Here is a 26,352-nt window from a genome sequence, read left to right on the forward strand (position 1 = left end):
AACTACGTATCGGGCGAGTGTAGGCAGTCTGCCAACAGACGCCGAACTCGGCTACTCCTACTGGACAGTAGGTCGGGTATCACACACCGCCTGTCCGGCGGAAACGCCGTGCGTCTACCTGGCCCGCGCACGGCGGCCCGCGCTCGGCGGCGCCACGCCGGGTTCAGCCCCCTTGGCGATCGGCATGCGCACCGAGTTACCCCACTCGGTCCAGGAACCGTCGTAGTTGCGCACCGTCTCGATGCCGAGCAGATATCGCAGCACGAACCAGGTGTGGCTGGACCGTTCGCCGACCCGGCTGTAGACCACGACGTCGTCCGCCGCGGCCAGCTCGCCGTATATCGCGTCCAGTTCGGCGCGGGAGCGGAAGCGTCCGTCGTTGCCGAATGCCTCGGTCCATGGAATGTTGGTCGCGGTCGGGATGTGTCCGCCGCGCAGCGCCGAGTCCTCGGGGTTGATCGGCTTGCTGGTCAGCATCGCGTCGCGATTCGATGAGGGATGGTGGTCGGGTGACGGGTGGGTCGATTCGCCGGAGTACTCCTCGGGCGAGCGCACGTCGAGCAGCGGTCGGCCGAGGTGGGCGAGCACGTCCTCGCGAAAGGCCCGCGCGCTGGTGTCGTCGCGGTCCACGTCCGGATAGTCGCTGACGGAAAGATAGGGGGTGTCGAAGGTGGTGTCGCGTTCCTCGGAAATCCACGCGTCGCGGCCGCCGTCCAGCAATCGCACATCTTCGTGCCCGAACAAAGTGAACACCCACAATGTGTGCGCCGCCTGCGCGTTGCCCCGGTCGCCGTAGATCACCACGGTATCGTCTCGCTCGATTCCCTTGGCGCGCATCAACCGGGTGAATCGGGCGCCGTCGATGTAGTCGCGGGTGACCGGGTCATTGAGATCGCCGCGCCAATCGATCTTGATGGCACCGGGCACATGCCCGATGTCGTACAGCAAAATGTCCTCGTTGGACTCGACGATCTTGAGTCCGGACGTGCCGATGTTTGCCGACAGCCACTCCGTGGTTACTAGTCGGTGAGGATGTGGGTAAGCACCGAATGAGGGATGCGAGTCCGGAGCAGCGGGCACGTTGTGGGTCCTTCACGCGAGGTAGACGGCGGTTACAGCGGTTCAGGTCTCACAGCGATGGTATGTGTGAGGCGGTAGTTGCTTTCGTTTCAGATCACGAATCGGCTGAATGAGCGAATAAATCGCACGTGCATCCGATAAAGTCTCCCGGGAGGAGGGGTGAGCTATGTCCGATTCTTGGCCGCGGCGGCGACTGCTCGCGATCCTACGTGGCGCCAGCGAGCCTCTCGACGCCCAGGAACTGGCCAGAATCACCGGACAGCACGTCACCACGGTTCGGTTCCATCTGGATGTGCTCACCCGGGAATCCCTGGTGCGCCAATTTCAGCAGCCGCCGCGCGGTCGCGGCCGCCCGCGAATCGGATACAGCGCGGTGCAGCGATCGATCGGCTACCAGGATCTCGCGCAGGTGCTCGCCGATCAGCTCGGCCCCGATCCGCGTAGGCGGTCCGAGGCGGCGATCGCGGCGGGCCGGGCCTGGGGCGCGAAATTGGACGTCGGTGACCATCGGGTCGAAACGCTGGAGGACGCGAAAGACGTCACCATGACGTTTCTTTCGGAGCTCGGCTTCGCTCCCGAACGCGATCCGAACAACGACAACGCCGAGCAGGTGCTGGTCCGGCTCACCGCGTGTCCGCTGCGGGAACTCGCGCGCACGCATTCGGAGGTGGTGTGCGGCGTACACCTCGGCCTGATCAAAGAGGTGCTGGATCGCAACGGCGCGCGCGGAGCTGTGAATGTGCGGCTGCACCCGTTCGTCGAGCCGGAACTCTGCGTCGTCCGGCTGGAGTTGCTGGCGCGCCGCGAACAGGAGGCGCGCCGCGAGCCGGACAATCGTGAGGTCGCCGCGGTGGCCGCGGTCGCCGATACCGGCGCGTCGGTGGAGCCGGTGATCGCGCCGCCGTCAGCGGGCCGGATCGCCCCACAGCTGCGTAACGGCGACCCCAACGTCGCCAAGCAGTCGGCGCAGCAGTGGTAGGCCGATACCGATCACGCTGGACGGATCGCCGTCGATCCGGTCGATGAACCAGCCGCCGAGCCCGTCAAGGGTGAACGCGCCGGCCACCTGCAGCGGTTCGCCGGTCGCGATGTAGGCGTCCAGCTCGTCGGGCTCTGGCTTGCCGAAATGCACTGTGGTGGAACTGCAGTCGACCGCCTCGGCGACGCACTCGCCGTCGCGGAATCGCAGCACGCAGTGACCGGTCACCAGATCGGCACTGCGCCCGGCCATTTCGCCCCAGCGGGCCCGTGCGATCGCGGCGGTGTGCGGCTTGCCCTGCAGCTCGCCGTCCACCAGCAGCATCGAATCACAGCCGACGACAACGCAATCGGCGCTCAGATCGGGAATCTTCGGGGCGATCGCCGCGGCCTTGGCCCTGGCCAGCTCGACCACGACGACCTGTGCGGCGGTGCCATCGGGCAGCGCGGCCGCGACGGCATCCTCGTCCACGTCGGACACCCGGACGATCGGGTCGATGCCCGCGGCGCGCAGGACTTCCCGGCGGGCCGGGGACGCGGAGGCGAGAACGAACCGCGTCACCCGCGCAGGTGGGACAGCTGGGGGAAGGCGTAGGGCGAGAACGGCGAGGTGCCCCGGTGCATGAACGTGGGGCGGCCCCACATGTCGATCGGGCCGGTCGAGCCCGCGGCGGCTTCGTTCGCGGCCGCGGACAGCACACAGACCAGCGCGGCGATCTCCTCGTCGCTCGGGTTGCCCTTCAGCACCCGGAAGAACGGCTCCCCGGTGGCAGCGGACTCGGCGGTGCCGGCCTGGGCGCCCTCGGCCTGCTCGGTCTGGTCGGCCAGCGCGCCGACGGAGAGGTCGAGCTCGGCGGCGGTCAACACATCTTCTTCTGCCACGGTCGTCACAGTGCCAGATCCTCTCTTTGCCTGATCAGGCGTGTTCCTTGTACGAAAGCCGACGGTCGGTGCTGCGATCAGCCTCGGATCGACTCATTGTGTCGCTACCACCAGTGTGCGCGGCGTACCGAGGGTATCGCTTGATCACAACGGGATGTTGCCGTGTTTTTTCGGCGGCAGGCTGACCATCTTGCGCTCGAGCAGCCGCAGTGCCGACACGATCTGACCACGGGTGTGCGACGGAGGAATGACCGCGTCCACGTAGCCGCGCTCGGCGGCGACGTAGGGGTTCACCAGGGTGTCCTCGTACTCGTTCTGCAGCTCCAGCCGCAGCGCGTCGACGTCATCCCCGCTGTTGGCGGCGTCCTGCAGCTTCTTGCGGTAGACGAAACCGACCGCGCCGGAGGCGCCCATCACCGCGATCTGCGCGGTGGGCCAGGCCAGGTTCACATCGGCGCCCATGTGCTTGGAACCCATGACGTCGTAGGCGCCGCCGTAGGCCTTGCGGGTGATGACCGTGATCTTTCCCACAGTGGCCTCGCCGTACGCGTACAACAACTTCGCGCCGCGCCGGATGATGCCGTTGTACTCCTGCCCGGTGCCGGGCAGGAAGCCGGGCACGTCGACCAGCGTGAGGATCGGGATGTTGAACGCGTCGCAGGTGCGCACGAAGCGCGCGGCCTTCTCCGAGGCGTCGATATCGAGGCAGCCGGCGAACTGGGTCGGCTGGTTGGCGACGATGCCGACGCTGCGGCCGTCGATCCGGCCGAAGCCGACGATGATGTTCATCGCGCGCTCGGCCTGCACCTCGAGGAACTCGTCGTCGTCGAGCAGGCGACGGATCACCTCGTGCATGTCATAGGGCTGGTTCGGCGAGTCCGGGATGATCGAGTCCAGCTCGCGATCCTCGTCGGTGAGCGAGTCCTCGATCGCGCCGTCGATCGGGTCCGACGCCGGGAACCGCGGCGCCTCGGCGCGGTTGTTGCTCGGCAGGTAGGACAGCAGGTCCTTGACGTAGTCGAGGGCGTCCTGCTCGCCGGACGCGACATAGTGCGCGACACCGGATTTCGTCATATGGGTGTGCGCGCCACCCAGGTCCTCCATGGAGACGTCCTCGCCGGTGACCGTCTTGATGACGTCGGGTCCGGTGACGAACATCTGACTGGTGCCATCGACCATCACCACGAAGTCGGTCAGCGCGGGGGAGTACACGTGGCCACCCGCGGCCGGGCCCATGATCAGCGAGATCTGCGGGATCACGCCGGAGGCCTGCACGTTGCGGTGGAAGATCTCGCCGTAGAGGCCGAGCGAGACGACGCCCTCCTGGATGCGCGCGCCCGCGCCCTCGTTGATGCCGATCAGCGGGCGGCCGGTCTTGAGCGCCAGGTCCATCACCTTGACGATCTTCTCGCCGTAGACCTCGCCGAGGCTGCCACCGAACACGGTGACGTCCTGGCTGAAGATGCAGACGTCGCGGCCGTCGATGGTGCCGTAACCGGTGACGACGCCGTCGCCGAGCGGACGGTTCTGGTCCAGTCCGAAATTGACGCTGCGGTGCCGGGCCAGCGCGTCGAGTTCGACGAAGGAGCCCTCGTCGAGCAGCGCGAGGATGCGCTCGCGGGCGGTCATCTTGCCCTTCGCGTGCACCTTGTCGACTGCGGCCTCACCCATCGGGTGCTTGGCCTCTTCCAGCCGATTCCGCAGATCAGCCAGCTTCCCGGCGGTGGTGTGGATGTCGGGGGCGCCCGCCGGGTCTTGCGCGGACTGCTGCTGGACACTCGTCATGGCTCCGGAGTGTAACGAGTGGCAGTCTTTCTCTCTAACCGAGTAGGGGCTACCGACCGGTAAAAAGCGCAGCTAGATCACTGTTGTGCCGGGAAAGTTCCAGGTCGTCCGGTGCATTTCCATTCGGCAGAAAATGAGTATCGCCGCGACCGGGGGTCCGGATAGCCTGGAGCAGTCGAATTTTCGCGCTCCGATCGGGGCCAGGACAAGGAGAACACACCGCCCAGGCAGACAGTTTCACCGCCCAGGCATTCCGCTCAGGGGAGGAGCACAGCATGTGGGAATGGAGCAAGACCGTCGCCGAATACGCCGCCGCGGGGGCGCACACGAGGTGGCCGGCGACCGAGCCGGAGCCGACGATCCTCGACCCGGACTTCCGGACCGAGGCCACACCGTCGGACGCGGCCGCCGAAGAGGGCGCCGCACGCGCCCCGAGCTGCGGTTACGACCTCGTCGGATAGGCGCCCCGGCGCCCGGCGGGTGTCGGGCGACACCTCGCGCACCGAGTAGCCTGCCCATGTGGACAGGCCCCCTTTGGATGCAGAGCAGTTGCGGCGCAGTCTCATCGAGTCGCCCGAGCTGTCGTTCTTCCACCACATCGAGGTGGTGGAGTCGACCGGGTCCACCAACGCGGACCTGATCGCGCGGGCAGGCGAATCGGACGCCGATCGCGTGGTACTCCTCGCAGAGCAGCAGGAGCAAGGGCGCGGCAGGCACGCGCGCACCTGGATCAGCCCGGCGCGGGCCCAGATCTCGATGTCGCTGCTGGTGCGGCTGCCCGGGATCGACCCGGCAGTGCTCGGCTGGCTGCCGTTGCTCACCGGCGTCGCCGTGGTGGACGCACTGCGCGCGAGCGCCGGTGTGCACGCGAACCTCAAGTGGCCCAACGATGTGCTGATCGATGGCCGCAAAGTGGCGGGCATCCTCGCCGAGGTCGCGGTGAGCGGCGACGTGCCCGCCGTGGTCATCGGGATGGGGCTCAACGTGAGTCTCACCGAGGCCGAACTGCCGGTGCCGCATGCGATTTCGCTGACTCTGGCCGGTGCGGGCGACACCGATCGGACCCGGCTCGTGCAATCGATGCTGACCGAGTTCGCCGCCCGCTTCACCGCGTGGCGCGACGCGGGCTGGAAGACCGCCGAGCTGGCCGCCGCCTACCGCGAGCGCTGCGCGACGCTGGGCAAGCAGGTGCGCGCCGAACTGCCCGGCGGGCAGACGCTGACCGGTGTCGCCACCGACATCGACGACGCGGGCCGCCTGCTGATCGGCGACCGGCCGGTCTCCGCGGGCGACGTCACCCACCTGCGCGCCGACTACTGAACCGCCGCATCGGAATTACCCGCCCGCACCCGAGGCGAACCGCGAACTCGGGTGCGGGACAGCGGAAATGAGTGTCAGGCCGGTTGCAGCGCCGCCTTGGCCGCCTCGCGCGCGAACATCCGGTCGCGCTGTTCCTCGAACTTGACCACGTCCTGCTCCAGCTTCTCGATGAACAGCCCGAGCTCCTCGCGCGCTTGCTCGCCGCGCGGCCCGAAGTCGGTGCGCTCGAAGATGTTCCACTGCTTGAGCACCGGTGCGATCACCTCTTCCAGATGCTGGCGCAGATCGTAGATGCCGTGCTTGGCCATCAGCACACCGTTGCGGCGGAAGTTCGGCATGCCCGCGCCGGGCATCACGAAATGGGTGAGGATCTTGGTGATGGCAGGCATCGCCTGATCCGGCGCCAGGTCCAGGCCCGCGCCGCACAGCGTGCGGTAGAAGACCATGTGCAGGTTCTCGTCGGCGGCGATGCGCTGCAACAGGCGATCGGCGATCGGGTCGTTGCACACCCGGCCGGTGTTGCGGTGCGAGACCCGGGTGGCCAGCTCCTGAAAGGTCACGTAGGTAACGCTTTCCAGGAAGCCGCCCCAGTTGTCCGGCGCGGCCACCCCGTTCGTCATGTGGATCATCCTGGCCTGCTCGAGCGCCACCGGATCGACGCCGCGGGTGACCACGAGGTAGTCCCGGATCGCGATGCCGTGGCGGTTCTCCTCGGCGGTCCAGCGGCCGACCCAGGTGCCCCACGCGCCGTCCTGGGAGAAGTTCTCGGCGATCTCGCGGTGGTAGGAGGGCAGGTTGTCCTCGGTGAGCAGATTGGTGATCATGGCGACCTTGGCCACCTCGCTCAGCTTCGACTGCTCCGGCGCCCAGTCCTCGCCGCCGAGCGCGGCGAAATTGCGGCCCTCATCCCACGGGATGTAGTCGTGCGGGTGCCACTCCTTGGCCAGCTTCAGGTGCCGGTCGAGCGTTCGGGCCGCGATCGGCTCCAGTTCGGTCAGGATTTCCAGTTGCGTCAGATCCTTGGTCACACATGCCTCCCGGTTGTTCTTGCGGTGACTCGGTATGGGCAGAGCCTTTGTTCGAGTACGGCTTTGAGGTGGAGCCCAGGGTTGGAGCGCGGCACAGCACGAGAACGCGGCTACAGGCCGGCCGCGGGTACAGCGACTGACGGAACGCGGCCTCCAGTGGCACGGTCGCGGCTCGAAGCGGGAACGCGAACGCGGTGCCGACACGCGCAGGCAGACGATTGTGCAGCACGACGCGGTCCGGTGTCAGGCATTTCGGCATCTTCACGCGGTAGTGTTCGACCATGGGTTATCCGGAGGATGTGCTTGCGCCGGAAGAGCAGCTGATTCTGCATCGTCATCCGCACTGGAAGATGCTCTTCTGGCCGATCGTGACGCTGATCGTCGCCACCGCACTCGCCGGGTTCGCGGGGGGTCTGGCCTCGCGCAAGGCGCCCGAGGGCACCGCGCGTACCGCACTGCTGATCGCGGTGCTGGTCATCTGGCTGATCATCGTCGTATGGCGTTGCGTCGCACCGATTCTCGGTTGGAAGACGACGCATTTCATCATCACCGACCGGCGCGTGCTGGTGCGCCAGGGCGTACTGACGCACACCGGTATCGACATCCCGATGAGCCGCATCTCCAGCGTGCAGTTCCGGCACGGGTTGTTCGACCGGATGCTCGGCACCGGCACGCTCATCATCGAGTCCTCGTCGTCGGAGCCGCTCGAGTTCGACGACATCCCGGCGGTGCAGCGGGTGCACGCGCTGCTGTATCACCAGGTCTTCGAGGTCGAGCAGGGTGAGCACGGTCGCGACGCGTACTCGCGCGAGCGCGGCGACTATCGGTGAGCGTTCGCGTTAACCTGGGCGTATGACGGCCGTACTGCTAGCTGAAGACGACGAGGCGATCGCCGCGCCGTTGTCGCGCGCCCTGGGACGCGAGGGGTACTCGGTGACCGTCGAGCGCTTCGGTCCGGCCGTGCTCGAGCGCGCCCTGGAAGGGCATCATGATCTGCTGATCCTCGACCTCGGCCTGCCCGGCATGGACGGGCTGGAGGTGTGCCGTCAGGTCCGGGCCAGCGGCGCGGACATCGCCGTGCTGATGCTCACCGCCCGCACCGACGAGGTCGATTTCGTGGTCGGCCTGGACGCGGGCGCCGACGACTATGTGGGCAAGCCGTTCCGGCTGGCCGAGCTGCTGGCGCGGGTGCGAGCCCTGTTGCGGCGCAGCGGAATCGGCGACGACACGGTGGAGGTCGGCGGGATCCGGCTGGAGCCTGCCGCGCGCCGGGTGCTGGTGAACGGCGCCGAGATCGGCTTGGCCAACAAGGAATACGAGCTGCTGAAGGTGCTCATTGATCGCGCCGGTCAGGTGGTCCCGCGCGAGACCATCCTGCGCGAGGTCTGGGGTGACGCCGAGCTGCGCGGCTCCAAGACGCTGGACATGCACATGTCCTGGTTGCGGCGCAAGATCGGCGACGAGGGCCCGATGGCCGAGCGGCGCATCGTCACCGTGCGCGGCGTCGGCTTCCGGCTGAACACCGACTGACGTGCGGCGCAGAATCCTGCGGTCCATGCTCACCGTGCTGATGCTCACCACGGTGGTGCTCGGCGTGCCGCTCGTCTACACGGCCTGGCTCTGGGTCGAGGACATCACCCGCGACGACCTGCAGAGCAAATTGGAACGCATCGCCGCGGCCATCATCGTGCAGGAGCACGGCGACGGCATGGTGCTCGGCGAGCTCGACACCCGCGCGATGGAGCCGGTGCTGCCCGCCGATGCCAAGCTCACCATCGTCTACCCCGCGCCGGAGGACAACGCCTCGCGCGTGGACATCGGCGTGGACACGGTGCAGGACCCGCTGGTCGAGTCGCTGTCCATGGGGCAGCGCGGCTCGCTGCGGCTGGAGGTGCCCTCGGCGCCGATGCATGCCAGGCAGCGCCAGGCGGTCGCGGTGGTGGCGCTGGCCGTGCTCGCCTCGCTGGGCGCCGCGGTGTCGGTCGCGGTGGTCACCGCCCGTCGGGTGGCCGATCCGTTGCGTGACGTGGCCGCCAGGGCCGCCAGATTGGCTATGGGTGACTTCCGGCCGGACCCGCGCAGGCACGGCATCTCCGAACTGGACAGGGTCTCCGACGTGCTCGACTCGGCCACCGTCGAGATCGCCGGGCGGCTGCAGCGCGAGCACGCGCTGGTCGCCGACGTCTCTCACCAGCTGCGCAGCCGGCTCACCGCGGTCCGGCTGCGGCTCGACGAGCTGTCCGCGCACGCCGATCCCGAGGTGGTGCACGAGGCCGAGGAGGCCATGGCCCAGGTCGATCGGCTCACCGACGCGATCGACGACCTGGTTCGCGCGTCCAGGGACGAGGATGCGGCCGATCTCGACCCGGTGCCGGTGATGGAGGAGCTGCGCGGGGTGGTCGCCGAATGGACCCACCCCTTCTCCGAGGCGGGCCGCACGCTCTCGCTCATCGGCGACGAGTCGCTGCGCGCGCCGATCACCGGTTCTCGGCTGCGTGAGGCGGTCGCGGTGCTCGTCGACAACGCGCTCATGCACGGCGGCGGCACCTGCACGGTGTCGGTGCGCACGGTGCGTCCCGGGATCGATCGCGATCCGCTCGTGTGTGTGGAGGTGGCCGACGAGGGCGACGGCATCCGCGACGAACTCGCACCGCACATCTTCGACCGCGGCTTCTCGGCAGGCGGTTCGACCGGTGTGGGGCTGGCGCTGGCGCGGGCGCTGGTCGAGGCCGACGGCGGGCGGCTGGAATTGCAGCGGCGCAGGCCCGCGCTGTTCGCGGTGTTCCTGAATTCGTCGGCGTACCGGTCGCAGAACTCGGTGGTGCCGGAGCCGCGGTGAGCCTAGTTGCGGCCGAATTCCTCTTCGACGATCTCGTCGAACTCGGCGGCGATCTCGTTCATCTCGTCGGGGAACACCCAGCGGCGCATCGCCCAGAACCGGAACGCCATCTGCAGCAGGTTGCCGATGATGAAGGCGCTGATGAAGTCGGCGATGTTCTCGACGGTGAAGCTGACATCGGGTTGGCGCAGGTCGAAGACGTAACTGGAGATCCACAGCGGGATGAAGGCCAGCACGACGCCGACGCCGCTGACCGCGAAGAACAGCAGCGCCTCATGGTGTCGTTCGCGCCCGCCCCGGTTCCGGAACGACCATTCCCGGTTGAGGATGTAGGACGCGATGACCGCGATGACGCCGGAGATGATTTTCGCGGTGACCGGCTTCTCCGACAGGACGGTCCATTTCAGGACGTAGAAGATGCCGCTGTCGATCACGAAGGTGGTCGCGCCGACGATCGCGAACTTGATCAGCTCCCGATGCCGGAACGCGATCCTCGCGAGAGGCCTGGGGAGGACGCGAACCACGTCGTCGACGAATGACACGGGCCCGAGTGTACCGGTCGGGGTCATTCGGGCCGGACATGACAATATTGTCCGACGTGGACGCCGTTCGCTCCTTCGAATCCTCGGGCATGCCCACCGTCACCATGATCGGCGGTGGTCAGCTGGCGCGCATGACGCACCAGGCCGCCATCGCGCTCGGCCAGCGGCTACGGGTGCTCGCCGAACGCCCCGACGACCCGGCCGCCCAGGTCAGCCCCGAGGTGGTGCTCGGAAGTCACGCCGACCTGGCCGCGTTGCGCAAGGCCGCGGTGGGCTCGCACGCACTCACCTTCGACCACGAGCACGTGCCGACCGAGCACCTAGAGGCGCTGGTCGCCGAGGGCGTGAATGTGCAGCCGCCGCCGCAGGCGCTGGTCTTCGCGCAGGACAAACTGGCCATGCGACGCAAGCTCGCGGAACTCGGCCTGCCGGTGCCCGCGTTCACCACCGTCGACTCGGTCGAGGACGCGGTGCGCTTCGGCGACGAGCACGGGTGGCGCATCGTGCTCAAGGCGGTGCGCGGCGGCTACGACGGCCGTGGCGTCTGGATGCCCGGGTCCGCGGCCGAGGCCACCGCGATCGTCGCCGATCAGCTCGCCAACGAGGTGCGGTTGCTGGCCGAGGCGAAGGTCGACCTGAAGCGCGAGCTGTCGGCGATGGTGGCGCGCTCGCCGTTCGGGCAGGCCGCCACCTGGCCGGTGGTGGAGACCGTGCAGCGCAACGGCCAGTGCGCCGTGGTGATCGCGCCCGCGCCGGACCTCGACGACGATCTGGCGGCGCAGGCGGAGACGCTGGCGCTGCACCTCGCCAAGGAACTCGGCGTGGTCGGCGCGATGGCCGTCGAACTCTTCGAAACCCACGACGGTGCGCTGCTGATCAACGAGCTGGCGATGCGGCCGCACAACTCCGGGCACTGGGGGATGGACGGCGCGCGCACCGGTCAGTTCGAGCAGCACCTGCGTGCCGTGCTGGACTATCCGCTCGGCGACACCAGCCCGCTCGCCCCGGTCACGGTGATGGCCAATATCCTCGGCGCGGCCGAGGCGCCCGCGATGACCATGGACGAGCGCCTGCACCACCTGTTCGCGCGGATGCCCGACGCGAAGGTGCACCTGTACGGCAAGGGCGAACGCCCGGATCGCAAGATCGGGCACATCAACATCCTCGGTGACGACGTCGCCGAGGTGCGGGAGAAGGCCGAACGCGCGGCGCACTGGATGTCGCGGGCGGTATGGACGGACGGGTGGGATCCCCACCAGTGAGCGAGGCGCACGCATGACCACTCCGCAGGTAGGCCTGATCATGGGCAGCGACTCCGACTGGCCGACCATGGAGGCCGCCGCGCACGCCTTGGCGGAGTTCGGGATTCGTTTCGAGGTCGGGGTCGTCTCGGCGCACCGCACACCGCAGCGGATGCTCGATTACGCGCGCGAGGCCGCGGGCCGCGGGCTGCAGGTGATCATCGCCGGTGCGGGCGGCGCCGCCCACCTGCCCGGCATGGTCGCCTCCGCGACCGCGCTGCCCGTGATCGGCGTCCCCGTTCCGCTCAAATACCTCGACGGCATGGATTCGCTGCTCTCGATCGTCCAGATGCCCGCCGGCGTCCCGGTGGCGACGGTCTCCATCGGCGGCGCCCGCAACGCGGGTCTGCTCGCCGTCCGCATCCTCGCCGCCCACGACCCCGCCCTGCGCACCCGCATGGAACAGTTCCAAGCCGATCTGGAAAAGCTGGTACTCGACAAAGACGAGGCCCTACGCACCAAACTCCTCGGCTGATCGATCCACGAACGTCACGACGCTCGCCGGGCGCGCGGCTCGCTACGGTTAGGTGGTGACTACTGGTGAGGGGCGGGTGCGGGGGGAGGACAACGCGGAGTTTCGGCTGGCGGTGGTCGATCAGGCGCTGCGGTTGTTCGCCGAGAAGGGGTATGAGGCGACCACGGTCGACGAGATCGCGGAGGCGGCGGGAATCTCGCGGCGCACGTTCTTCCGGCAGTTCCGTTCGAAAGAGGACGTGATCTTCGCCGATCACGAATCGCAGTTGGCGCGCGCGGCCGAGTACCTGGCGGCGACGCAGGGGGATCCGTGGGAGACCGTGTGCGAGGCCGTTGTTCAGGTTTTCGTGCGGTTCACCCAGTGGCGCGAGATCGCGGCGCGGCGATACCAGGTGGTGCGGCGGGTGCCCGCGCTGCGCGAGCGCGAGATCGTGACGGTCTTCCGGTACGAGCGGCTGTTCACCGACTACCTGCGCGAACGCCTGCCCGAGGTGCCGGACCTGGCGCGGGTGCAGTACACGGCCGCGCTCACCGCGACGCACAACTATCTGCTGCGCCGAATGGTGCGCGGCGAGTCCGATGCCGGCGCCGCGGACCTGCGGGTGGAACTCGCGGCGATCCCGCGCGGTGACGGCGGCCGGGCGGCGGCGGACGAACTGGTGGTCGCGGTGTTTCCGCGGGACACCCCGCCCCGGCAGGTCGCCGACCTGGTGGCACGCAAGCTCGGTAGTCTTTGACCAGGGTCCAGTGCGACCAATCTGACACTGAGTGCCAGTAGGTATCCGCACGTTGCGGTGCCGTTTGCGCGTACACTGGGCCAGGATGTGGCACCGAGTGCCGAAGTGTGGCATTTGCGGAGTCAGCGCAGTACCGACCTGTGCAGTGCCGACGTGTACCGACGACCAGGAGTGAGCCCCATGGCGGGAAACCCCGATTTCGACCTGTTCAAGCTCGAGGACTTCCACGACGAACTGCGGGCGGCCATCCGCGGGCTGGCGGAGAAGGAGATCGCTCCGCACGCCAAGGACGTCGACGGTAACTCCCGCTTCCCCGAGGAGGCGCTGTCCGCGCTCAACGCGGCGGGCTTCAACGCGGTGCACGTGCCCGAGGCCTACGGCGGCCAGGGCGCCGACTCCGTCGCCACCTGCATCGTGATCGAAGAGGTCGCGCGCGTCTGCGGTTCCTCCTCGCTCATCCCCGCGGTCAACAAGCTCGGCACCATGGGCCTGATCCTCAACGGTTCCGAGGAGCTCAAGCAGAAGGTGCTGCCCGACATCGTCAACGGTGAGATGGCCTCCTACGCGCTGTCCGAGCGTGAGGCCGGTTCGGATGCCGCGAGCATGCGCACCCGCGCGAAGCAGGAGGGCGAGGACTGGGTCCTCAACGGCTCCAAGTGCTGGATCACCAACGGCGGCAAGTCTTCCTGGTACACCGTGATGGCGGTGACCGATGCGGACAAGGGCGCCAACGGTATTTCGGCCTTCCTGGTGCACAAGGACGACGAGGGTTTCGTCGTCGGTCCGCTCGAGCACAAGCTCGGCATCAAGGGATCGCCCACGGCCGAACTGTATTTCGAGAACTGCCGGGTGCCGGGTGACCGCATCGTCGGCGAGCCGGGCACCGGCTTCAAGACCGCGCTGCAGACCCTCGATCACACCCGCCCGACCATCGGCGCGCAGGCCGTCGGCATTGCGCAGGGCGCGCTCGACGCGGCCATCGCATACACCAAGGACCGCAAGCAGTTCGGCAAGTCGATCGCCGACTTCCAGAACACCCAGTTCATGCTCGCCGACATGGCGATGAAGATCGAGGCCGCCCGCCTCATGGTCTACACCTCGGCCGCCAAGGCCGAGCGCGGCGAGAAGAACCTCGGCTTCATCTCCGCCGCCGCCAAGTGCTTCGCCTCCGACGTGGCCATGGAGGTCACCACCAACGCCGTCCAGCTCTTCGGCGGCGCAGGCTACACCACCGACTTCCCGGTCGAGCGCATGATGCGCGACGCGAAGATCACTCAAATCTACGAGGGCACCAACCAGATCCAGCGCCTGGTCATGAGCCGCGCGCTGCTGCGCTGACCCGCACGGGTGTAGAACTCAACGGTGGCACCGGGTTTCGGTGCCACCGTTTTTCGTCCCGCTCGCGGTGCGCCGTGCCGAGACGGCCTGCTGGCGCGCAGCGTCGCGATGAGCGTGGAAGGCGAGCCCGAGGGGTTAGGCGCGGGCTGCCTTCGACACCGATCCGCGCTCCGCGCTCAGCCGACGAGGTCGGCGTATTCGCGGTGCTCGGCGATGTACTTCTCGACGTACCAGCAGGTGGGGACGACGGCGTAGCCGTTGGCGCGCGAGTCCTTCAGCGCGAATTCGACCACCTGGGCGGCGACGCCGCGGCCACGGAATTCGGGGAAGGTCATGGTGTGGTGGAACTCACGGGTCTTCGGATCGTCGCGCTCGGCGTAATCGGCGTAGCCGGCGAGAGTGTCGTCGAGATATATCTCGAAACGGGTGTCGGCGACATTGTGCTCGAGCCTTGTGGTCATGATGCGGTGAAACTCCTTCGCGGCCGGGAATGTTCCGTGGGCTAGAGAATCGCGCCCGGGTTGAGGATGCCGTGCGGGTCGAGCGCGTCCTTGATGCGCCGGGTCAATGCCATCACGTCGGCGCCGAGCTGGTCGGGCAGCCACGCCTTCTTGAGCCGTCCGACACCGTGCTCGCCGGTGATGGTGCCGCCGAGCGCGATCGCCAGATCCATGATCTCGCCGAAGGCGCGGTGCGCGCGTTCGGTCATGGCGGCGTCGGCGGGGTCGTGCACGATCAGCGGGTGCGTGTTGCCGTCGCCCGCGTGCGCGATCACCGAGATGATCACGTCGTTGCGGGTGGCGATCTCGGCGACACCGGTCACCAGGTCGCCGAGCCGGGGCAGCGGCACGCCGACATCTTCCAGCAGCAGCGCGCCCCGCTTCTCCACCGCGGGAATCGCGAACCGCCGTGCCGCGGTGAAGGCTTCGCCTTCCTCGGCGTCGGCGGTATGGAAAGCCTCTGTCGCGCCCGCCTTTTCACAGGCGGCCAGCATGATCTCGGCTTCGCGCCCGGCGAATTCGCCAGGCGCGTCGGACCGGGCGACCAACAGCGCGGCGGCCTTGCGATCCAACCCCATGCGCAACTCGTCCTCGACCGCGTTGATCGAGACGGAGTCCATGAATTCCAGCATGGCGGGCCGCAATTCGCCGGTGATGGCGAGAATCGCGTCGACGGCGGCGGTCAGCGTCGCGAACGAGGCGACGACGGTGCTCTGCGGCGGCTGGGCGGGCAGCAGGCGCAGCGTCAGTTCGGTGATGACGCCGAGGGTGCCCTCGCTGCCGACGAACAGCTTGGTCAGCGAGAGTCCCGCCGAATCCTTGAGCCGGGGCCCGCCGAGCCGCAGCACGGTCCCGTCGGCGAGCACCACCTCCATGCCGAGCACGTAATCGGTTGTCACGCCGTACTTCACGCAGCACAGCCCGCCCGCGTTGGTGGCGGCGTTGCCGCCGATCGAGCAGATCTCGAACGAGGAGGGGTCGGGCGGATACCAGAGGCCGTGCTCGGCGACGGCGCGCTTCACCTCGGCGTTGAGCAGGCCGGGCTGCACCACCGCGGTGCGGGTGACCGGGTCGACGGTGATCGCCCGCATCCGTTCGGTGCTCAGCACGAGTCCGCCGTCGACCGCCGTGGCGCCGCCGGACAACCCCGATCCCGCGCCGCGCGGCACCACCGGTACCCGGCGCTGGTGCGCCCAGCGCAGCGCCGTCGCGACCTCCTCGGTGCTGGTCGCGCGCACGACCGCGACGGGCGTGCCCGCGTCGGGATCGCGCGCCCAGTCCTGCCGGTAGCCCGCCAGCAGATCGGGGTCGGTGACGACCGCGCCCTCGGACAGTCCATCGATCAGCTCACTCACGTCCACGACCCCACGCTAGTGCCCTCGCGGGCGCGCCACCGCGTCGACGGATCGACCCGGCGTTGCCGGATGATCATCTGCTGGTCACCTGCCGCTGGCACGCTGGCGGCGTGCACGAGCCGGCGCAGACCACCGACACCGTTGCCGATCGCTTCACCCGCTGGTGCGAGGCGGTCGTCGCGCGGCTGCCATGGGGCCTGCACCGGCTGGTCGCCCCGACCTTTCTCGGATTCGCGCTGATCAACACCGGCACCTTCGGTGTGGATCTGGCGCTGCTGACCCTGTTCCACGGTGGGCTCGGACTGCCGGTCTGGCTTTCGGTGTCGGTCGCCTACGTGTGCGCGTTCGGGTTGAGTTTCGTGCTCAACCGCACGTTCAACTTCCATTCGCACGCGCCGGTCGGCAAGCAAGCCGGGGTGTACGTGGTGGTCGTCGCGATCAACTACGCCGCGTTCATCCTCGGCGTCGGCAGCGGGCTCACCGCGCTCGGTGTCGACTATCACCTGGCTCGGCTGCTCGCCGGCGGCTGCGAGGCGGTCTACATGTACAGCGCGATGCGCTGGGTGGTGTTCCGGCGCGGCGCGAAACCGGAACTCACACCTCACTCGGTGTGAGGTTCCTGGCCGATCAGCGCCTCGGTGCGATCGCCGTCGACGACGATCGCGTCCTCGTCGGTGAGCGCCCAGTGTGCGATGCCTTGCGCGCGATAGGACTCGGCGAGCCGGTCGCACAGGCCGAGCGGATCGGTCGGCGAGGCGATATGCGGCACGATCCGCCGATCCACCAAACCCAGTCCGTCCCAGCGCGGTTCGATACCGCACGCGGGCTCGACCTCGGCGGGATCGTCCGAGGTTTCCAGCCCGTGCAGATCGGGGGTCAGTACACAGGCGCCCGCGCTGTAGCCCGCGTAGACGAACGCGTCGGCCGCCAGCAGCCGGGGGAGCACGACATCGGCTCCGCTGCGGGCGAATTGGGCGCGCAGCACGAAGGTATTGCCGCCGCGCACCCACAGCATCGGGAACTCGGCCAGCGTGCGCTCCAATTCCGCGGGGCGGCCGACGAAATCGCGCAGATCCACGGTCTCCACCTGGTACCCGAGCCTGCGCAGCGGGACGATATCGCTGATGATCGCCGACTCCCACAGCTCGGGCCAGGCGTCACAGGCATTGGGTATCAACGCGACTCGGCCCGGCGTGCCGACAAGCGCGGTGAGCCGGTCGTAGTGCGCGCCGAATCGGTAGCTGGACAGGAACAGACGCATCAGAGGGTGAACGCGAGATTCTCGACCAGCCGCCGACCGAGCTCCTGATCGCCGCTGATGGTGATCTCGTCCATGTGCCGGTCCGCGGTGCTCCGGCCACCACCGAGCCGGACGAAAGCGGCCGCGGGCAAATGGATGTCGACATTCGGCGTGCTGTCGAAGGCGTCGACGTAGTTCGCGCGCCCCGCCACCTCGATGTGCAGCGAGCGCGCCAGTGGACCGGTCAGTGAGAAGGTGATCCGCGAACCGTCCGGCGCGCCACCCTTTTTCACCACCACCCGCGGGATGCTGCCGAGGAATTCGGTGAAGGCCACCTCGCCGCGGCGGCCGCCCTCGTCCACCCGCACGCCAAGCGCGTCGGCGATGTCGAGTTCGTGCATCCAGCAGTCGAACAGCCGCACCCGCATGAACCGGCCGTAGCTGACCAGCCCGATCGGCGATGGGGTCTTGGCCTGCCATTCGTCCTCGCCGAGGGCGCCCAGTGCCGCCCGGCGTCGCCCGGTGACGTCGTGGAACATCTCCAGCAGTCGTTCGCCGGGCAGCGGCCGCAGCCGGTCCACCCAGATCTCGTTGAGCACCGCGGTCTCGTTGCGCACATGCGCCAGCGTGCGCACGTCGGTCTTGGGCGTCAGCGGGTCGTGCGCGGGCGGGCGTTCGCCGAGCAACCACGATTCGGTGCCGACGACGTGCGCGACCACGTCGAACACGCTCCAGCCGGGCAGCGCCGTCGGTGTCCGCCACTGGTTTTCGTCGAGGCCGGTGACCAACGCGGCGATGGCGTCCCACTGTTCGGACAGCAGTGTGGTCAGCTCGGCCCGGTCCAGGGTCGGATCGGTCATTCGGGCGCTCCTTCTGCCGGACGGTCCGCGTCCGGCTTGCTGGTCGATGCTTCGTCGCTGTCCAGTGCTGCTATCCCGGCCTTGATGGCGGCAGCGGTCGACCGCGCGTCGTGCGGTCTGCGCAGCAGGAAACCGGCGGCGAAGCGCAGCTTGTCGCCGTGACTGCGGGGGATCACGTGCAGGTGGACGTGCGGAACGGTCTGGAAGGCGGCGGTGCCGTCGTTGAGCACCAGGTTCGCGCCGTCGGCGGCGAGCGGGCTGCGCCGGACCGCCAGTGCGAGCCGATGCCCGGCCCGGAAGACTTGGGCGCCGAGTTCGGCGTCCAGATCCTTGAGCTCGGTGGCGTGCTGCTTGGGGATCACCAGGGTGTGCCCGCGCGCGATCGGCCGAATATCGAGAAAGGCGCAGAGCGAGTCGTCCTCGTACACCTTTGTTGCGGGGGCTTCGCCTGCCACGATGCGGCAGAAGACGCAGTCGGTCACAGGCTGGACCTTACGGCGTACGAGCGGCGCGGAACAGTCCGGCGCGAGAATCGATCATGATGCACGTCACTTCTCCGGGCTGACGACCCGTACCTGACCTGCTGCCGAACCTGTGGGTAAGTAATAGACCTGCACGTTCGCTCTTGTCGCGGACGGTAACGGCGGCCACCATCAGATCGTCGCTTGTCCGAACAACCATCGCAGAGGAGGTGACTCCGATGACGTTCGAAGTCTGGCGAATGGGCGCAATCCGGCGCCGGCGTGTGACGGGCGTCTCAGCGGTCCGCGCAACACGCCGGGTACAGTTGCGAGGATTTGGGCGACCTTACTCTGAAGTAACATCGTCCGGCCGTCCATCTGTTGCCTGCAAGCTCAGCACAAGAAGGAACTGACATAGTGGAGACAACGCAGAGCGTAGGCGAGCAGTCGCCGCGCGGCGCGCGTGTCGGAGTCGTTCGCGAGTCCAACGCGGGCGAACGACGTGTCGCATTGGTGCCGAAGATCATTCCGACCCTGCTGAAGCAGGGGGTGCAGGTGGTGGTCGAGTCCGGTGCCGGCCTCGGCGCGCTCATTCCCGACAGCGCCTATGAGGAAGTCGGTGCGACGATCGGCGACCCCTGGTCGGCCGAGGTGGTCGTGAAGGTCGCCCCGCCCAGCGACGCCGAGGTGGCGAAGCTGTCCGACGGGCAGACCCTGATCGGGTTCCTGGCCCCGCGCAACGCGGACAACCAGATCGGCAAGCTGAAAGCCGGTGGCGTGCAAGCGTTCGCGGTCGAGGCGATCCCGCGGATCTCGCGCGCGCAGGTGATGGACGCGCTGTCCTCGCAGGCCAACGTGGCCGGATACAAGGCCGTGCTGCTCGCGGCGTCGGAGTCGACGCGCTTCTTCCCGATGCTCACCACCGCGGCGGGCACCGTGAAGCCCGCGACGGTGCTGGTGCTCGGCGTCGGTGTCGCCGGTCTGCAGGCGCTGGCCACCGCCAAGCGGCTCGGCGGCCGGACCACCGGTTACGACGTGCGGCCCGAGGTCGCCGATCAGGTGCGCTCGGTCGGCGCGCAGTGGCTCGATCTCGGCATCGACGCCGCCGGTGAGGGCGGCTACGCCCGCGAGCTCACCGACGAGGAGAAGGCCAAGCAGCAGCAGGCGCTCGAAGACGCCATCAAGGGATTCGACGTGGTGATCACCACCGCGCTCGTACCCGGCCGTCCCGCACCGCGTCTGGTGACCGCCGCCGCCGTCGAGGGCATGAAGCCCGGCAGCGTGATCATCGACCTGGCGGGGGAGACCGGCGGCAACTGCGAGCTCACCGAGCCCGGCCAGACCGTGGTCAAGCACCAGGTCACCATCGCCTCGCCGTTGAACCTGCCCGCGACCATGCCCGAGCATGCCTCGGAGCTGTACTCGAAGAACATCGCGGCGCTGCTGGAACTGATGCTGAAAGACGGCGTGCTCGCACCCGATTTCGAGGATCAGGTGCTCGCGGACTCGTGTGTCACTCGTGAGAGGGAAGCCTGATGTACACCGAACTGCTCGCGAACATCGCGATCCTGGTGCTGTCCGGGTTCGTCGGTTTCGCCGTCATCTCGAAGGTCCCCAACACCCTGCACACCCCACTCATGTCCGGTACCAACGCCATTCACGGCATCGTCGTGCTCGGCGCGCTGGTCACCCTTGGCAACGTGCAGGACCCCTCGATCCTGACCCAGATCATCCTGTTCGTTGCCGTCGTCTTCGGAACCCTCAATGTCATCGGTGGTTTCGTGGTGACCGACCGGATGCTCGGCATGTTCAAGGGCAAGAAGGCGCCCGCGCCGGTTAAGGCGGAGAAGTGATGCATACCTTCGACAATGTGACCTATCTGGTCAACGGCCTCTACATCATCGCGTTCGGCATGTTCATCTACGGTCTGATGGGCCTGACCGGCCCGAAGACCGCGGTGCGCGGCAACCTGATCGCCGCGGTCGGCATGTTCATCGCCGTGGTCGCCACCCTGATCTCGGTGCGCCACACCAGCAATTGGATCCTGATCATCGCCGGACTGGTGGTCGGTATCGCGCTCGGCGTGCCGCCTGCGCAGTTCACCAAGATGACCGCCATGCCGCAACTGGTCGCCGCGTTCAACGGTGTCGGCGGCGGCACGGTCGCGCTCATCGCGTGGTCGGAATTCATCAACAGCCAAGGCTTTTCGCGCTTCGACGAAGAGCCGACGGTGCACATCGTGATCGGCTCGCTGTTCGCGGCGATCATCGGCTCGGTTTCGTTCTGGGGCTCGCTGATCGCCTTCGGCAAGCTGCAGGAGATCCTGCCTGGCCGCCCGATCAGTCTCGGCAAGCTCCAGCAGCCGCTGAATCTGTTGCTGCTCATCGGCGCCATCGCGGCGGCCGTGGTGATCGGCATCGGCGCCACCGGTGACGGTGTGTCGCAGCTGTGGATGATCGCGGTGCTGGTGCTGGCCGGGGTGCTCGGTCTCGCCGTGGTGCTGCCGATCGGCGGCGCGGACATGCCGGTGGTCATCTCGCTGCTCAACGCGTTGACCGGATTGTCGGCGGCCGCAGCGGGTTTGGCGCTGAACAACACCGCGATGATCGTGGCGGGCATGATCGTCGGCGCGTCCGGCACCATCCTGACCAACCTGATGGCCAAGGCCATGAACCGGTCCATCCCGGCCATCGTCGCCGGCGGATTCGGCGGTGGCGCAACGGCTCCCGGTGCCGGTGGCAACGGCGAGAACAAGCAGGCCAAGGCCACCTCCGCCGCGGACGCCGCGATCCAGATGGCCTACGCCAACCAGGTGATCGTGGTGCCCGGTTACGGCATGGCCGTCGCGCAGGCCCAGCATGCGGTCAAGGAAATGGCGGCGCTGCTCGAAGCCAAGGGCGTCGAGGTCAAATACGCCATCCACCCGGTCGCGGGCCGCATGCCGGGGCACATGAACGTGCTGCTGGCCGAGGCCGAGGTCTCCTACGACGCGCTCAAGGAGATGGACGACATCAACGGCGAATTCGGCCGCACCGATGTCGCCCTGGTGATCGGCGCCAACGACGTGACCAACCCCGCGGCCCGCGAGGACGCGAGCAGCCCGATCTACGGCATGCCCGTGCTCAATGTCGACCAAGCCAAGAGCGTCATCGTGCTCAAGCGTTCGATGAACTCCGGCTTCGCGGGCATCGACAACCCGCTGTTCTACGCTGACCACACCTCGATGCTGTTCGGCGATGCCAAGAAGTCCGTCGGTGCGGTCACCGAGGAACTCAAGGCGCTGTAGGGAACTCACGACAACGAACGGCCTCCTGCGTGCGCGGGAGGCCGTTCGTCGTTAAAACACTGGACAATCCGGACCCGCCGACCGGATCATGCTCTGAGTGTCCGCACGTAACGAGCCTCTTCGGTTGATCGACCCGAGTGTGCCCTCGGCCGATCCCGCCGAGCGGCTGCCGTGGACTGTCACCCTCGACTCCGCCGATTCGACGCGCGATGTGATCGACACCCTCGCGGTGAGTCCGTTCCTGCGCGGTACGCACCCGTATGCGCGCACCGCGCATCTCGAGCGGATCAAGCCCGACGCCCTGCTGCGGCCTGCGCACGGCCGGGTGGTGCGCGCGACCCGCGACGAGGACAGCGGCTCGGCGCTGGTGGTCGGGCCGGGGTGGTCGCTGCGCGCGGTCCGCTGGTCGGGTGGTTCGGCGACGGTCGAGGTCACCGCCGTCACCGAGGAACTCGCGACCACCGTGCTCGCCGAGGCCACCCGCGACGCGGTCGCCGAGCCGGAGATCGGCGAGACCATCGAGATGGGCTTCTGGCATATGCACAGCCACGGCCCGCAGCGGCGCGGGCGCACCATCACCGCCCCGGCGTGGCCGGAAATCCGTGGCAACTATGCCGCGGACGTGGCGGACGCGCTGGACCGGCTGATGGCGCTGACCGCGGCGCAGGTGCGTGGGCGCCTTGTGCTGCTGCACGGACCGCCGGGCACCGGCAAGACCACCGCGCTGCGCGCGCTCGCGCGCGCCTGGGGGCCGTGGTGTCAGTTCGACTGCGTGCTCGACCCGGAGGTGATGTTCGCCAAGCCGGGCTACCTGATGGACGTCGCGGCGGGCATCGACGGCGACGAGGGCGCCGAGCGCTGGCGCATGCTGGTGCTGGAGGATTGTGACGAGCTGATTCGTGGCGAGGCCAGAGAAACTGCGGGGCAAGGACTTTCGCGTCTGCTCAACCTGACCGACGGCATGTTCGGCCAGGGCCGCGCCGTGCTCGTCGCGATCACCACCAACGAGGATCTGACTCGGCTGCACCCTGCGGTGACCCGCCCCGGTCGCTGCCTGGCGCAACTGGAGATCGGGCGGCTCTCCCCGGCGGAGTCGGCGGCCTGGCTGGCCCGGCAGCGGCAGCAGGACGCCCCGCAGGAGGCGTCATGTCCGGACGGTGCGACGCTCGCGGAACTGGTCGCGTTGCGCGACGGCGACACCAAGATCCAGTCGGTGCCCGCGGACCCGGTGAACCCCGGTTTGTACCTCTGAGGACGTGATGGCAATCACCCAGCGCACGGCGGCCGGATCGATCGGCTAGATTCTGTGGGTTCGTTCGCCCGCCGCGTGCGGGCGAGATCGCGTGAACCCTGGGGAGGGGAAACATGACCACACCACCGAACTATCCGTATCCGGGGCAACCCGGCGGCCAGGGCTACGGCGCCCAGCCGAGCTACCCGCAGGCGCAGGGGTATCCGGGTCAGCAGGCACAGCCGGGCTACGGTGCGGGTTATCCGCCGCCGGGCGCCGGATATCCACCGCAGCAGGGCATGCCCCCGCAGGGGTTCCCGCCGCCGCAGGGGTTTCCGCCGCCGGGCGGCCAACCCGGATTTCCGCCGGGCGGCTTCCCGCCACCGGTACCGCCGCGGCGTTCGGGTGGCGGCAAGGCCAAGCCGATCATCATCACGGTCGTCATCCTCGGCTTGATCGGCCTGGTCGCGCTCGCGGTGACCGTCGGGCGCCCGGACGGCAAGAAGGTCGCCATCGGCGAATGCGCCAAGCTGTCCGGCTCCACCTACAAGGCCGAGTTCGCGATCAAGCAATGCTCCGATCCGGAAGCCAATTATGTGGTGGCGCAGCGGATCGACGGGTCGAACAAGGATTGCGCCAACAAGGATTACGCCAGCTACTACCAGACCGGCCGCAACGGTTACACGCTGTGCCTGCGCCTCAATGTGAAAGAAGGCGACTGCATCAAGACCGGCACCCTCTCCGCGAGCACCAAGGTCGCCTGCAGCTCGGCCGCCGACTTCAAGATCGGGCGGATCGTGCGGGGCAGCGCGGACAAGTCCGCGTGCGGTTCGCGGTACACCGAGGACAGCACGATCGTCTACCCGAAGCCGGACCCGATGACGCTGTGCCTGGTGGAACCCAAGTAGGACCTGCGCAGCGAGCGGAATTCGCCGTGTGTCAGCGTTTTTCGCTCGCCGCCTGGGGCGCCGCGACGGCGCCCGCGTAGACGCAGCATGCCACCATGGCCGCCAGCGGGACGAGGAAGGTCGCGGTCAGCGGAACGAGCGCGCTCAGCCAGCCGATCACGGCCGGGCCCGCGAGCAGCCCGAGATAGCCGAGGCTGAACACGCGGGCCATGTCGGTGGCCGCGGTCGCGGAGCCGAGATTGCCCGCGGCGGTGAAGATCTGCGGCACGGTGCCGGAGAGCCCGAGCCCGGCCATGGCCCAGCCGAGCAACGACAGCGGCGCCCACGGCGACACCGTGATGACGGCGAACCCGAGTGCGGCGAGCAAGGTGCCGTAGCGGACGACGACCACCCGGCCGAAGGCGCCGCTCACCCGGTCGGCGGCGAGCCTGCCGCCGGTCATGGTGACCGAGAACGCGCCGAACGCCAGAGCGGCCGTTGCCTCGTCGACGCCGAGGTGCTCGCGCATCTGCAGCGTGCTCCAGTCGCCCGCCACCCCCTCGGCGAGCAGCACCGCGAAGGCGATCGCGGCCAGCGCCAGTACTTTTCGCCGATGGGCTCGTCCGGGATCCAGGCCGGTGGCTATCCGCTCGCCGGTGTCCGGCGGCACCGGCTGTGGCTGGGTCTCGCTGTCGCGGAGCAGGCGCGGCACGAGCGCCGCCGTCAGCAGCACGCCGCCGGTCGCAGCCAGCGCCAGCGTCATTCGCGGATCCCAGCCCGCGCGCAAGGTCGCCGCGCCCAGCAGCGACCCGAGCAGGCCGCCGCCGGAGAACAACGCGTGGAAGGCCGACATGATCGGCCGTCCGTAGGCGCGTTCCACATGCACCGCTTGGGTATTCATGGAAACGTCCAGCGCGCCGTTGCCGAAACCGAAGCAGCACAGTGCGATCGCCAGGGTCATCGGACCGGTCGCCGACCCCGGCCCGAGCACCGCCACCGAGGCGATCACCGCGGCGGCGCCGACCAGCCTCCGGCTGCCGAACCGATCCGCCAGCGGACCCGCGACCCGCATGCCGACGATGCCGGAGCCCGCCATCAACAGGATGAACATGCCGAGCGTGGATTTCGCGACACCGGTCCGGTCGGTGATCGACGGGATGTGCACCACCCACATGGCGAGCAGGAATCCGTTCAACCCGAACACCGTGAACACGGCGAGGCGAGCGATGCGCAGCGTGCGATCCGGCGTCGGACTGAACACCCCATCGACGGTACCGATGATTCCGCTCCCGACTCGGCGGTTCAGCCTGCTCGGAGATCCCAGACGCCCGTCGCGGCCGTCTCCTTCGCGTACTCGGTGAAGTCCTTCGGCTCGCGGCCGAGTGCCCGCCGCACCCCGTCGGCGGTCGCCGAGTTGCGGCCGTCGAGCACCGTGCCGAACAGATAGTCGAGCAGGCTCACCACGTCCGCGGGCACCTGGTATTCGGTCAGTGCCGCAACGAATTCCGTGCGGGACACCGGAACGAAGGCGATCTCGCGACCGGTCGCCGCTGCGATCTCGGCGACCGCCGCGGCGAAGGAGAGGGCGCGCGGCCCGGTCAGCTCGTAGACCTCGCCCGTGTGCCCGTCCTCGGTGAGCGCGACCGTCGCGACGTCGGCGATGTCGTCGGCGTGCACGAAGGGTTCCGGCACGTCACCGTTGGGCAGCGCGACCGTGCCCGCCAGGATGTGTTCGGTGAACGCGCCCTCGCTGAAGTTCTGGGCGAAGAAGCTGCAGCGCACGATGGTCCAGGCCATGCCCGACTGCCGCACGATCTGCTCGCACTCCACCGCCTCCGGCTCACCGCGCCCGGACAGCAGCACCAGCTTGCCGACGCCCTGTTGCTTCGCGGCGGCGGTGAATGCCCGCAGCGTTTCCGGGGCGCCCGGTACCGCGAGGTCCGGCTGGAAGGCGAGGTAGACAGCCTGCACGTCGGCCAGCGCGGCGGCCCAGGTGTTGCGGTCGGCCCAGTCGAACGGAATGTCGGCGGTGCGCGAGCCGTGCCGCACGGTGTGGCCCGCCGCGGTGAGCCGAGCGGCGACCCGGCTGCCGGTCTTGCCGGTGCTGCCGGTGACGAGGATGGGCTGGGATTCGGTGTTGTTTGTCATGGCTCAACTACACCGGTCCGAGGCGAGACGGAACATGGTTCAGCGGCTCGGAATCATGCGTGACCGTCTACTGTTGGTCT

Annotated in this window: 29 protein-coding genes; 16 read left to right on the plus strand and 13 right to left on the minus strand. The window is 68.3% G+C overall.

Annotated features, from left to right (window positions below; genetic code table 11):
• Window positions 1-114: 114 nt before the first annotated feature.
• Window positions 115-1,080: a sulfurtransferase gene (locus F5X71_RS05745; protein WP_167460989.1), complete on the minus strand. Its 966-nt coding sequence runs from the start codon at window positions 1,078-1,080 to the stop codon at window positions 115-117.
• A gap of 166 nt (window positions 1,081-1,246) precedes the next feature.
• Here F5X71_RS05745 and F5X71_RS05750 point away from each other — a divergent pair, with 166 nt between their 5' ends.
• A complete protein-coding gene (locus tag F5X71_RS05750; RefSeq protein WP_167460990.1) occupies window positions 1,247-2,059 on the plus strand; it encodes a helix-turn-helix transcriptional regulator in 813 nt (270 codons plus the stop codon).
• Here the strand turns inward: F5X71_RS05750 and F5X71_RS05755 are convergent.
• From F5X71_RS05755 to F5X71_RS05765, 3 genes are all read right to left on the minus strand, one after another.
• Window positions 1,985-2,620 carry a nucleoside triphosphate pyrophosphatase gene (locus tag F5X71_RS05755; RefSeq protein WP_167460991.1) on the minus strand — a complete coding sequence of 212 codons (636 nt, stop codon included), beginning with the start codon at window positions 2,618-2,620 and terminating at the stop codon, window positions 1,985-1,987. The two genes, F5X71_RS05750 and F5X71_RS05755, sit on opposite strands and share 75 nt — an antisense overlap.
• Complete coding sequence (locus F5X71_RS05760; RefSeq protein WP_167460992.1) at window positions 2,617-2,949, minus strand: acyl-CoA carboxylase subunit epsilon; 333 nt, start codon at window positions 2,947-2,949, stop codon at window positions 2,617-2,619. Before F5X71_RS05760 ends, F5X71_RS05755 begins: the two co-directional genes overlap by 4 nt.
• A 135-nt stretch (window positions 2,950-3,084) precedes the next feature.
• Complete coding sequence (locus tag F5X71_RS05765) at window positions 3,085-4,725, minus strand: acyl-CoA carboxylase subunit beta (RefSeq protein WP_167460993.1); 1,641 nt, start codon at window positions 4,723-4,725, stop codon at window positions 3,085-3,087.
• 275 nt (window positions 4,726-5,000) lie between these two features.
• Here F5X71_RS05765 and F5X71_RS05770 point away from each other — a divergent pair, with 275 nt between their 5' ends.
• The gene (locus tag F5X71_RS05770) at window positions 5,001-5,186 is read left to right on the plus strand and encodes a hypothetical protein (protein ID WP_167460994.1); all 186 of its coding nucleotides are present in this window, start codon (window positions 5,001-5,003) and stop codon (window positions 5,184-5,186) included.
• Between the two features lie 58 nt (window positions 5,187-5,244).
• Window positions 5,245-6,045, plus strand: coding sequence for a biotin--[acetyl-CoA-carboxylase] ligase (locus tag F5X71_RS05775; RefSeq protein ID WP_167460995.1), 801 nt, complete (start codon window positions 5,245-5,247; stop codon window positions 6,043-6,045).
• Window positions 6,046-6,119: 74 nt separating this feature from the next.
• On the opposite strand, the gene F5X71_RS05780 is transcribed toward F5X71_RS05775, so the two are convergent.
• Window positions 6,120-7,073, minus strand: coding sequence for an acyl-ACP desaturase (locus F5X71_RS05780; protein ID WP_167460996.1), 954 nt, complete (start codon window positions 7,071-7,073; stop codon window positions 6,120-6,122).
• Window positions 7,074-7,354: 281 nt separating this feature from the next.
• Between F5X71_RS05780 and F5X71_RS05785 the strand changes: the two genes are divergently transcribed.
• The 3 genes from F5X71_RS05785 to F5X71_RS05795 are packed head-to-tail and all read left to right on the plus strand — an operon-like array spanning window position 7,355 to window position 9,912.
• On the plus strand, window positions 7,355-7,903 hold the full coding sequence (locus F5X71_RS05785) for a PH domain-containing protein (protein ID WP_167460997.1): 549 nt from the start codon (window positions 7,355-7,357) through the stop codon (window positions 7,901-7,903).
• 22 nt (window positions 7,904-7,925) lie between these two features.
• A complete protein-coding gene (locus F5X71_RS05790; protein ID WP_014981983.1) occupies window positions 7,926-8,603 on the plus strand; it encodes a response regulator transcription factor in 678 nt (225 codons plus the stop codon).
• A 1-nt stretch (window position 8,604) separates the two neighbouring features.
• Window positions 8,605-9,912, plus strand: a complete 1,308-nt coding sequence (locus F5X71_RS05795) for a sensor histidine kinase (RefSeq protein ID WP_167460998.1) — start codon at window positions 8,605-8,607, stop codon at window positions 9,910-9,912.
• A gap of 2 nt (window positions 9,913-9,914) precedes the next feature.
• On the opposite strand, the gene F5X71_RS05800 is transcribed toward F5X71_RS05795, so the two are convergent.
• Window positions 9,915-10,454: a GtrA family protein gene (locus F5X71_RS05800; RefSeq protein ID WP_167460999.1), complete on the minus strand. Its 540-nt coding sequence runs from the start codon at window positions 10,452-10,454 to the stop codon at window positions 9,915-9,917.
• A gap of 38 nt (window positions 10,455-10,492) precedes the next feature.
• Between F5X71_RS05800 and F5X71_RS05805 the strand changes: the two genes are divergently transcribed.
• The 4 genes from F5X71_RS05805 (at window position 10,493) to F5X71_RS05820 (ending at window position 14,304) form a co-directional block, all read left to right on the plus strand.
• Complete coding sequence (locus F5X71_RS05805) at window positions 10,493-11,716, plus strand: 5-(carboxyamino)imidazole ribonucleotide synthase (RefSeq protein WP_167461000.1); 1,224 nt, start codon at window positions 10,493-10,495, stop codon at window positions 11,714-11,716.
• 13 nt (window positions 11,717-11,729) lie between these two features.
• Window positions 11,730-12,230: a 5-(carboxyamino)imidazole ribonucleotide mutase gene (purE, locus tag F5X71_RS05810; RefSeq protein WP_167461001.1), complete on the plus strand. Its 501-nt coding sequence runs from the start codon at window positions 11,730-11,732 to the stop codon at window positions 12,228-12,230.
• A gap of 55 nt (window positions 12,231-12,285) precedes the next feature.
• The gene (locus tag F5X71_RS05815; RefSeq protein WP_238815734.1) at window positions 12,286-12,966 is read left to right on the plus strand and encodes a TetR family transcriptional regulator; all 681 of its coding nucleotides are present in this window, start codon (window positions 12,286-12,288) and stop codon (window positions 12,964-12,966) included.
• 180 nt (window positions 12,967-13,146) lie between these two features.
• Entirely contained in the window at window positions 13,147-14,304 is a 1,158-nt protein-coding gene (locus F5X71_RS05820) for an acyl-CoA dehydrogenase (RefSeq protein ID WP_167461002.1), read from the plus strand.
• Between the two features lie 176 nt (window positions 14,305-14,480).
• Here F5X71_RS05820 and F5X71_RS05825 read toward each other — a convergent pair whose 3' ends face one another.
• Window positions 14,481-14,765: a GNAT family N-acetyltransferase gene (locus F5X71_RS05825; RefSeq protein WP_167461003.1), complete on the minus strand. Its 285-nt coding sequence runs from the start codon at window positions 14,763-14,765 to the stop codon at window positions 14,481-14,483.
• Between the two features lie 41 nt (window positions 14,766-14,806).
• Window positions 14,807-16,165, minus strand: a complete 1,359-nt coding sequence (locus F5X71_RS05830; protein ID WP_167461004.1) for an FAD-binding oxidoreductase — start codon at window positions 16,163-16,165, stop codon at window positions 14,807-14,809.
• A 56-nt stretch (window positions 16,166-16,221) separates the two neighbouring features.
• Here F5X71_RS05830 and F5X71_RS05835 point away from each other — a divergent pair, with 56 nt between their 5' ends.
• Entirely contained in the window at window positions 16,222-16,773 is a 552-nt protein-coding gene (locus F5X71_RS05835) for a GtrA family protein (RefSeq protein WP_428981453.1), read from the plus strand.
• On the opposite strand, the gene F5X71_RS05840 is transcribed toward F5X71_RS05835, so the two are convergent.
• Genes F5X71_RS05840 through F5X71_RS05850 form a run of 3 tightly spaced genes read right to left on the minus strand, consistent with a single transcriptional unit; the run spans window position 16,761 to window position 18,741 of the window.
• Window positions 16,761-17,420 carry a Type 1 glutamine amidotransferase-like domain-containing protein gene (locus F5X71_RS05840; protein WP_167461005.1) on the minus strand — a complete coding sequence of 220 codons (660 nt, stop codon included), beginning with the start codon at window positions 17,418-17,420 and terminating at the stop codon, window positions 16,761-16,763. The genes F5X71_RS05835 and F5X71_RS05840 overlap by 13 nt on opposite strands.
• Complete coding sequence (locus F5X71_RS05845) at window positions 17,420-18,259, minus strand: maleylpyruvate isomerase family mycothiol-dependent enzyme (protein WP_167461006.1); 840 nt, start codon at window positions 18,257-18,259, stop codon at window positions 17,420-17,422. Before F5X71_RS05845 ends, F5X71_RS05840 begins: the two co-directional genes overlap by 1 nt.
• The gene (locus F5X71_RS05850) at window positions 18,256-18,741 is read right to left on the minus strand and encodes an HIT family protein (protein WP_167461007.1); all 486 of its coding nucleotides are present in this window, start codon (window positions 18,739-18,741) and stop codon (window positions 18,256-18,258) included. The genes F5X71_RS05845 and F5X71_RS05850 overlap by 4 nt, the downstream gene beginning before the upstream one ends.
• 396 nt (window positions 18,742-19,137) lie before the next feature.
• Between F5X71_RS05850 and F5X71_RS05855 the strand changes: the two genes are divergently transcribed.
• The 5 genes from F5X71_RS05855 to F5X71_RS05875 all read left to right on the plus strand — a co-directional run bounded on the left by F5X71_RS05855 (window position 19,138) and on the right by F5X71_RS05875 (window position 24,145).
• On the plus strand, window positions 19,138-20,256 hold the full coding sequence (locus F5X71_RS05855) for a Re/Si-specific NAD(P)(+) transhydrogenase subunit alpha (protein WP_167461008.1): 1,119 nt from the start codon (window positions 19,138-19,140) through the stop codon (window positions 20,254-20,256).
• A complete protein-coding gene (locus tag F5X71_RS05860; protein ID WP_167461009.1) occupies window positions 20,256-20,573 on the plus strand; it encodes an NAD(P) transhydrogenase subunit alpha in 318 nt (105 codons plus the stop codon). The genes F5X71_RS05855 and F5X71_RS05860 overlap by 1 nt, the downstream gene beginning before the upstream one ends.
• Entirely contained in the window at window positions 20,573-22,006 is a 1,434-nt protein-coding gene (locus F5X71_RS05865; RefSeq protein WP_194250757.1) for an NAD(P)(+) transhydrogenase (Re/Si-specific) subunit beta, read from the plus strand. The genes F5X71_RS05860 and F5X71_RS05865 overlap by 1 nt, the downstream gene beginning before the upstream one ends.
• A 124-nt stretch (window positions 22,007-22,130) precedes the next feature.
• Window positions 22,131-23,258, plus strand: coding sequence for a DUF5925 domain-containing protein (locus F5X71_RS05870; protein WP_167461010.1), 1,128 nt, complete (start codon window positions 22,131-22,133; stop codon window positions 23,256-23,258).
• Between the two features lie 113 nt (window positions 23,259-23,371).
• Complete coding sequence (locus F5X71_RS05875; protein ID WP_167461011.1) at window positions 23,372-24,145, plus strand: LppU/SCO3897 family protein; 774 nt, start codon at window positions 23,372-23,374, stop codon at window positions 24,143-24,145.
• Window positions 24,146-24,176: 31 nt separating this feature from the next.
• On the opposite strand, the gene F5X71_RS05880 is transcribed toward F5X71_RS05875, so the two are convergent.
• Window positions 24,177-25,385 carry an MFS transporter gene (locus F5X71_RS05880; RefSeq protein WP_167461012.1) on the minus strand — a complete coding sequence of 403 codons (1,209 nt, stop codon included), beginning with the start codon at window positions 25,383-25,385 and terminating at the stop codon, window positions 24,177-24,179.
• A 41-nt stretch (window positions 25,386-25,426) separates the two neighbouring features.
• The gene (locus tag F5X71_RS05885; RefSeq protein WP_167461013.1) at window positions 25,427-26,272 is read right to left on the minus strand and encodes an NAD(P)H-binding protein; all 846 of its coding nucleotides are present in this window, start codon (window positions 26,270-26,272) and stop codon (window positions 25,427-25,429) included.
• Between the last annotated feature and the right edge of the window lie 80 nt (window positions 26,273-26,352).

The organism is Nocardia brasiliensis, assembly GCF_011801125.1.
Lineage (GTDB): Bacteria > Actinomycetota > Actinomycetes > Mycobacteriales > Mycobacteriaceae > Nocardia > Nocardia brasiliensis_C.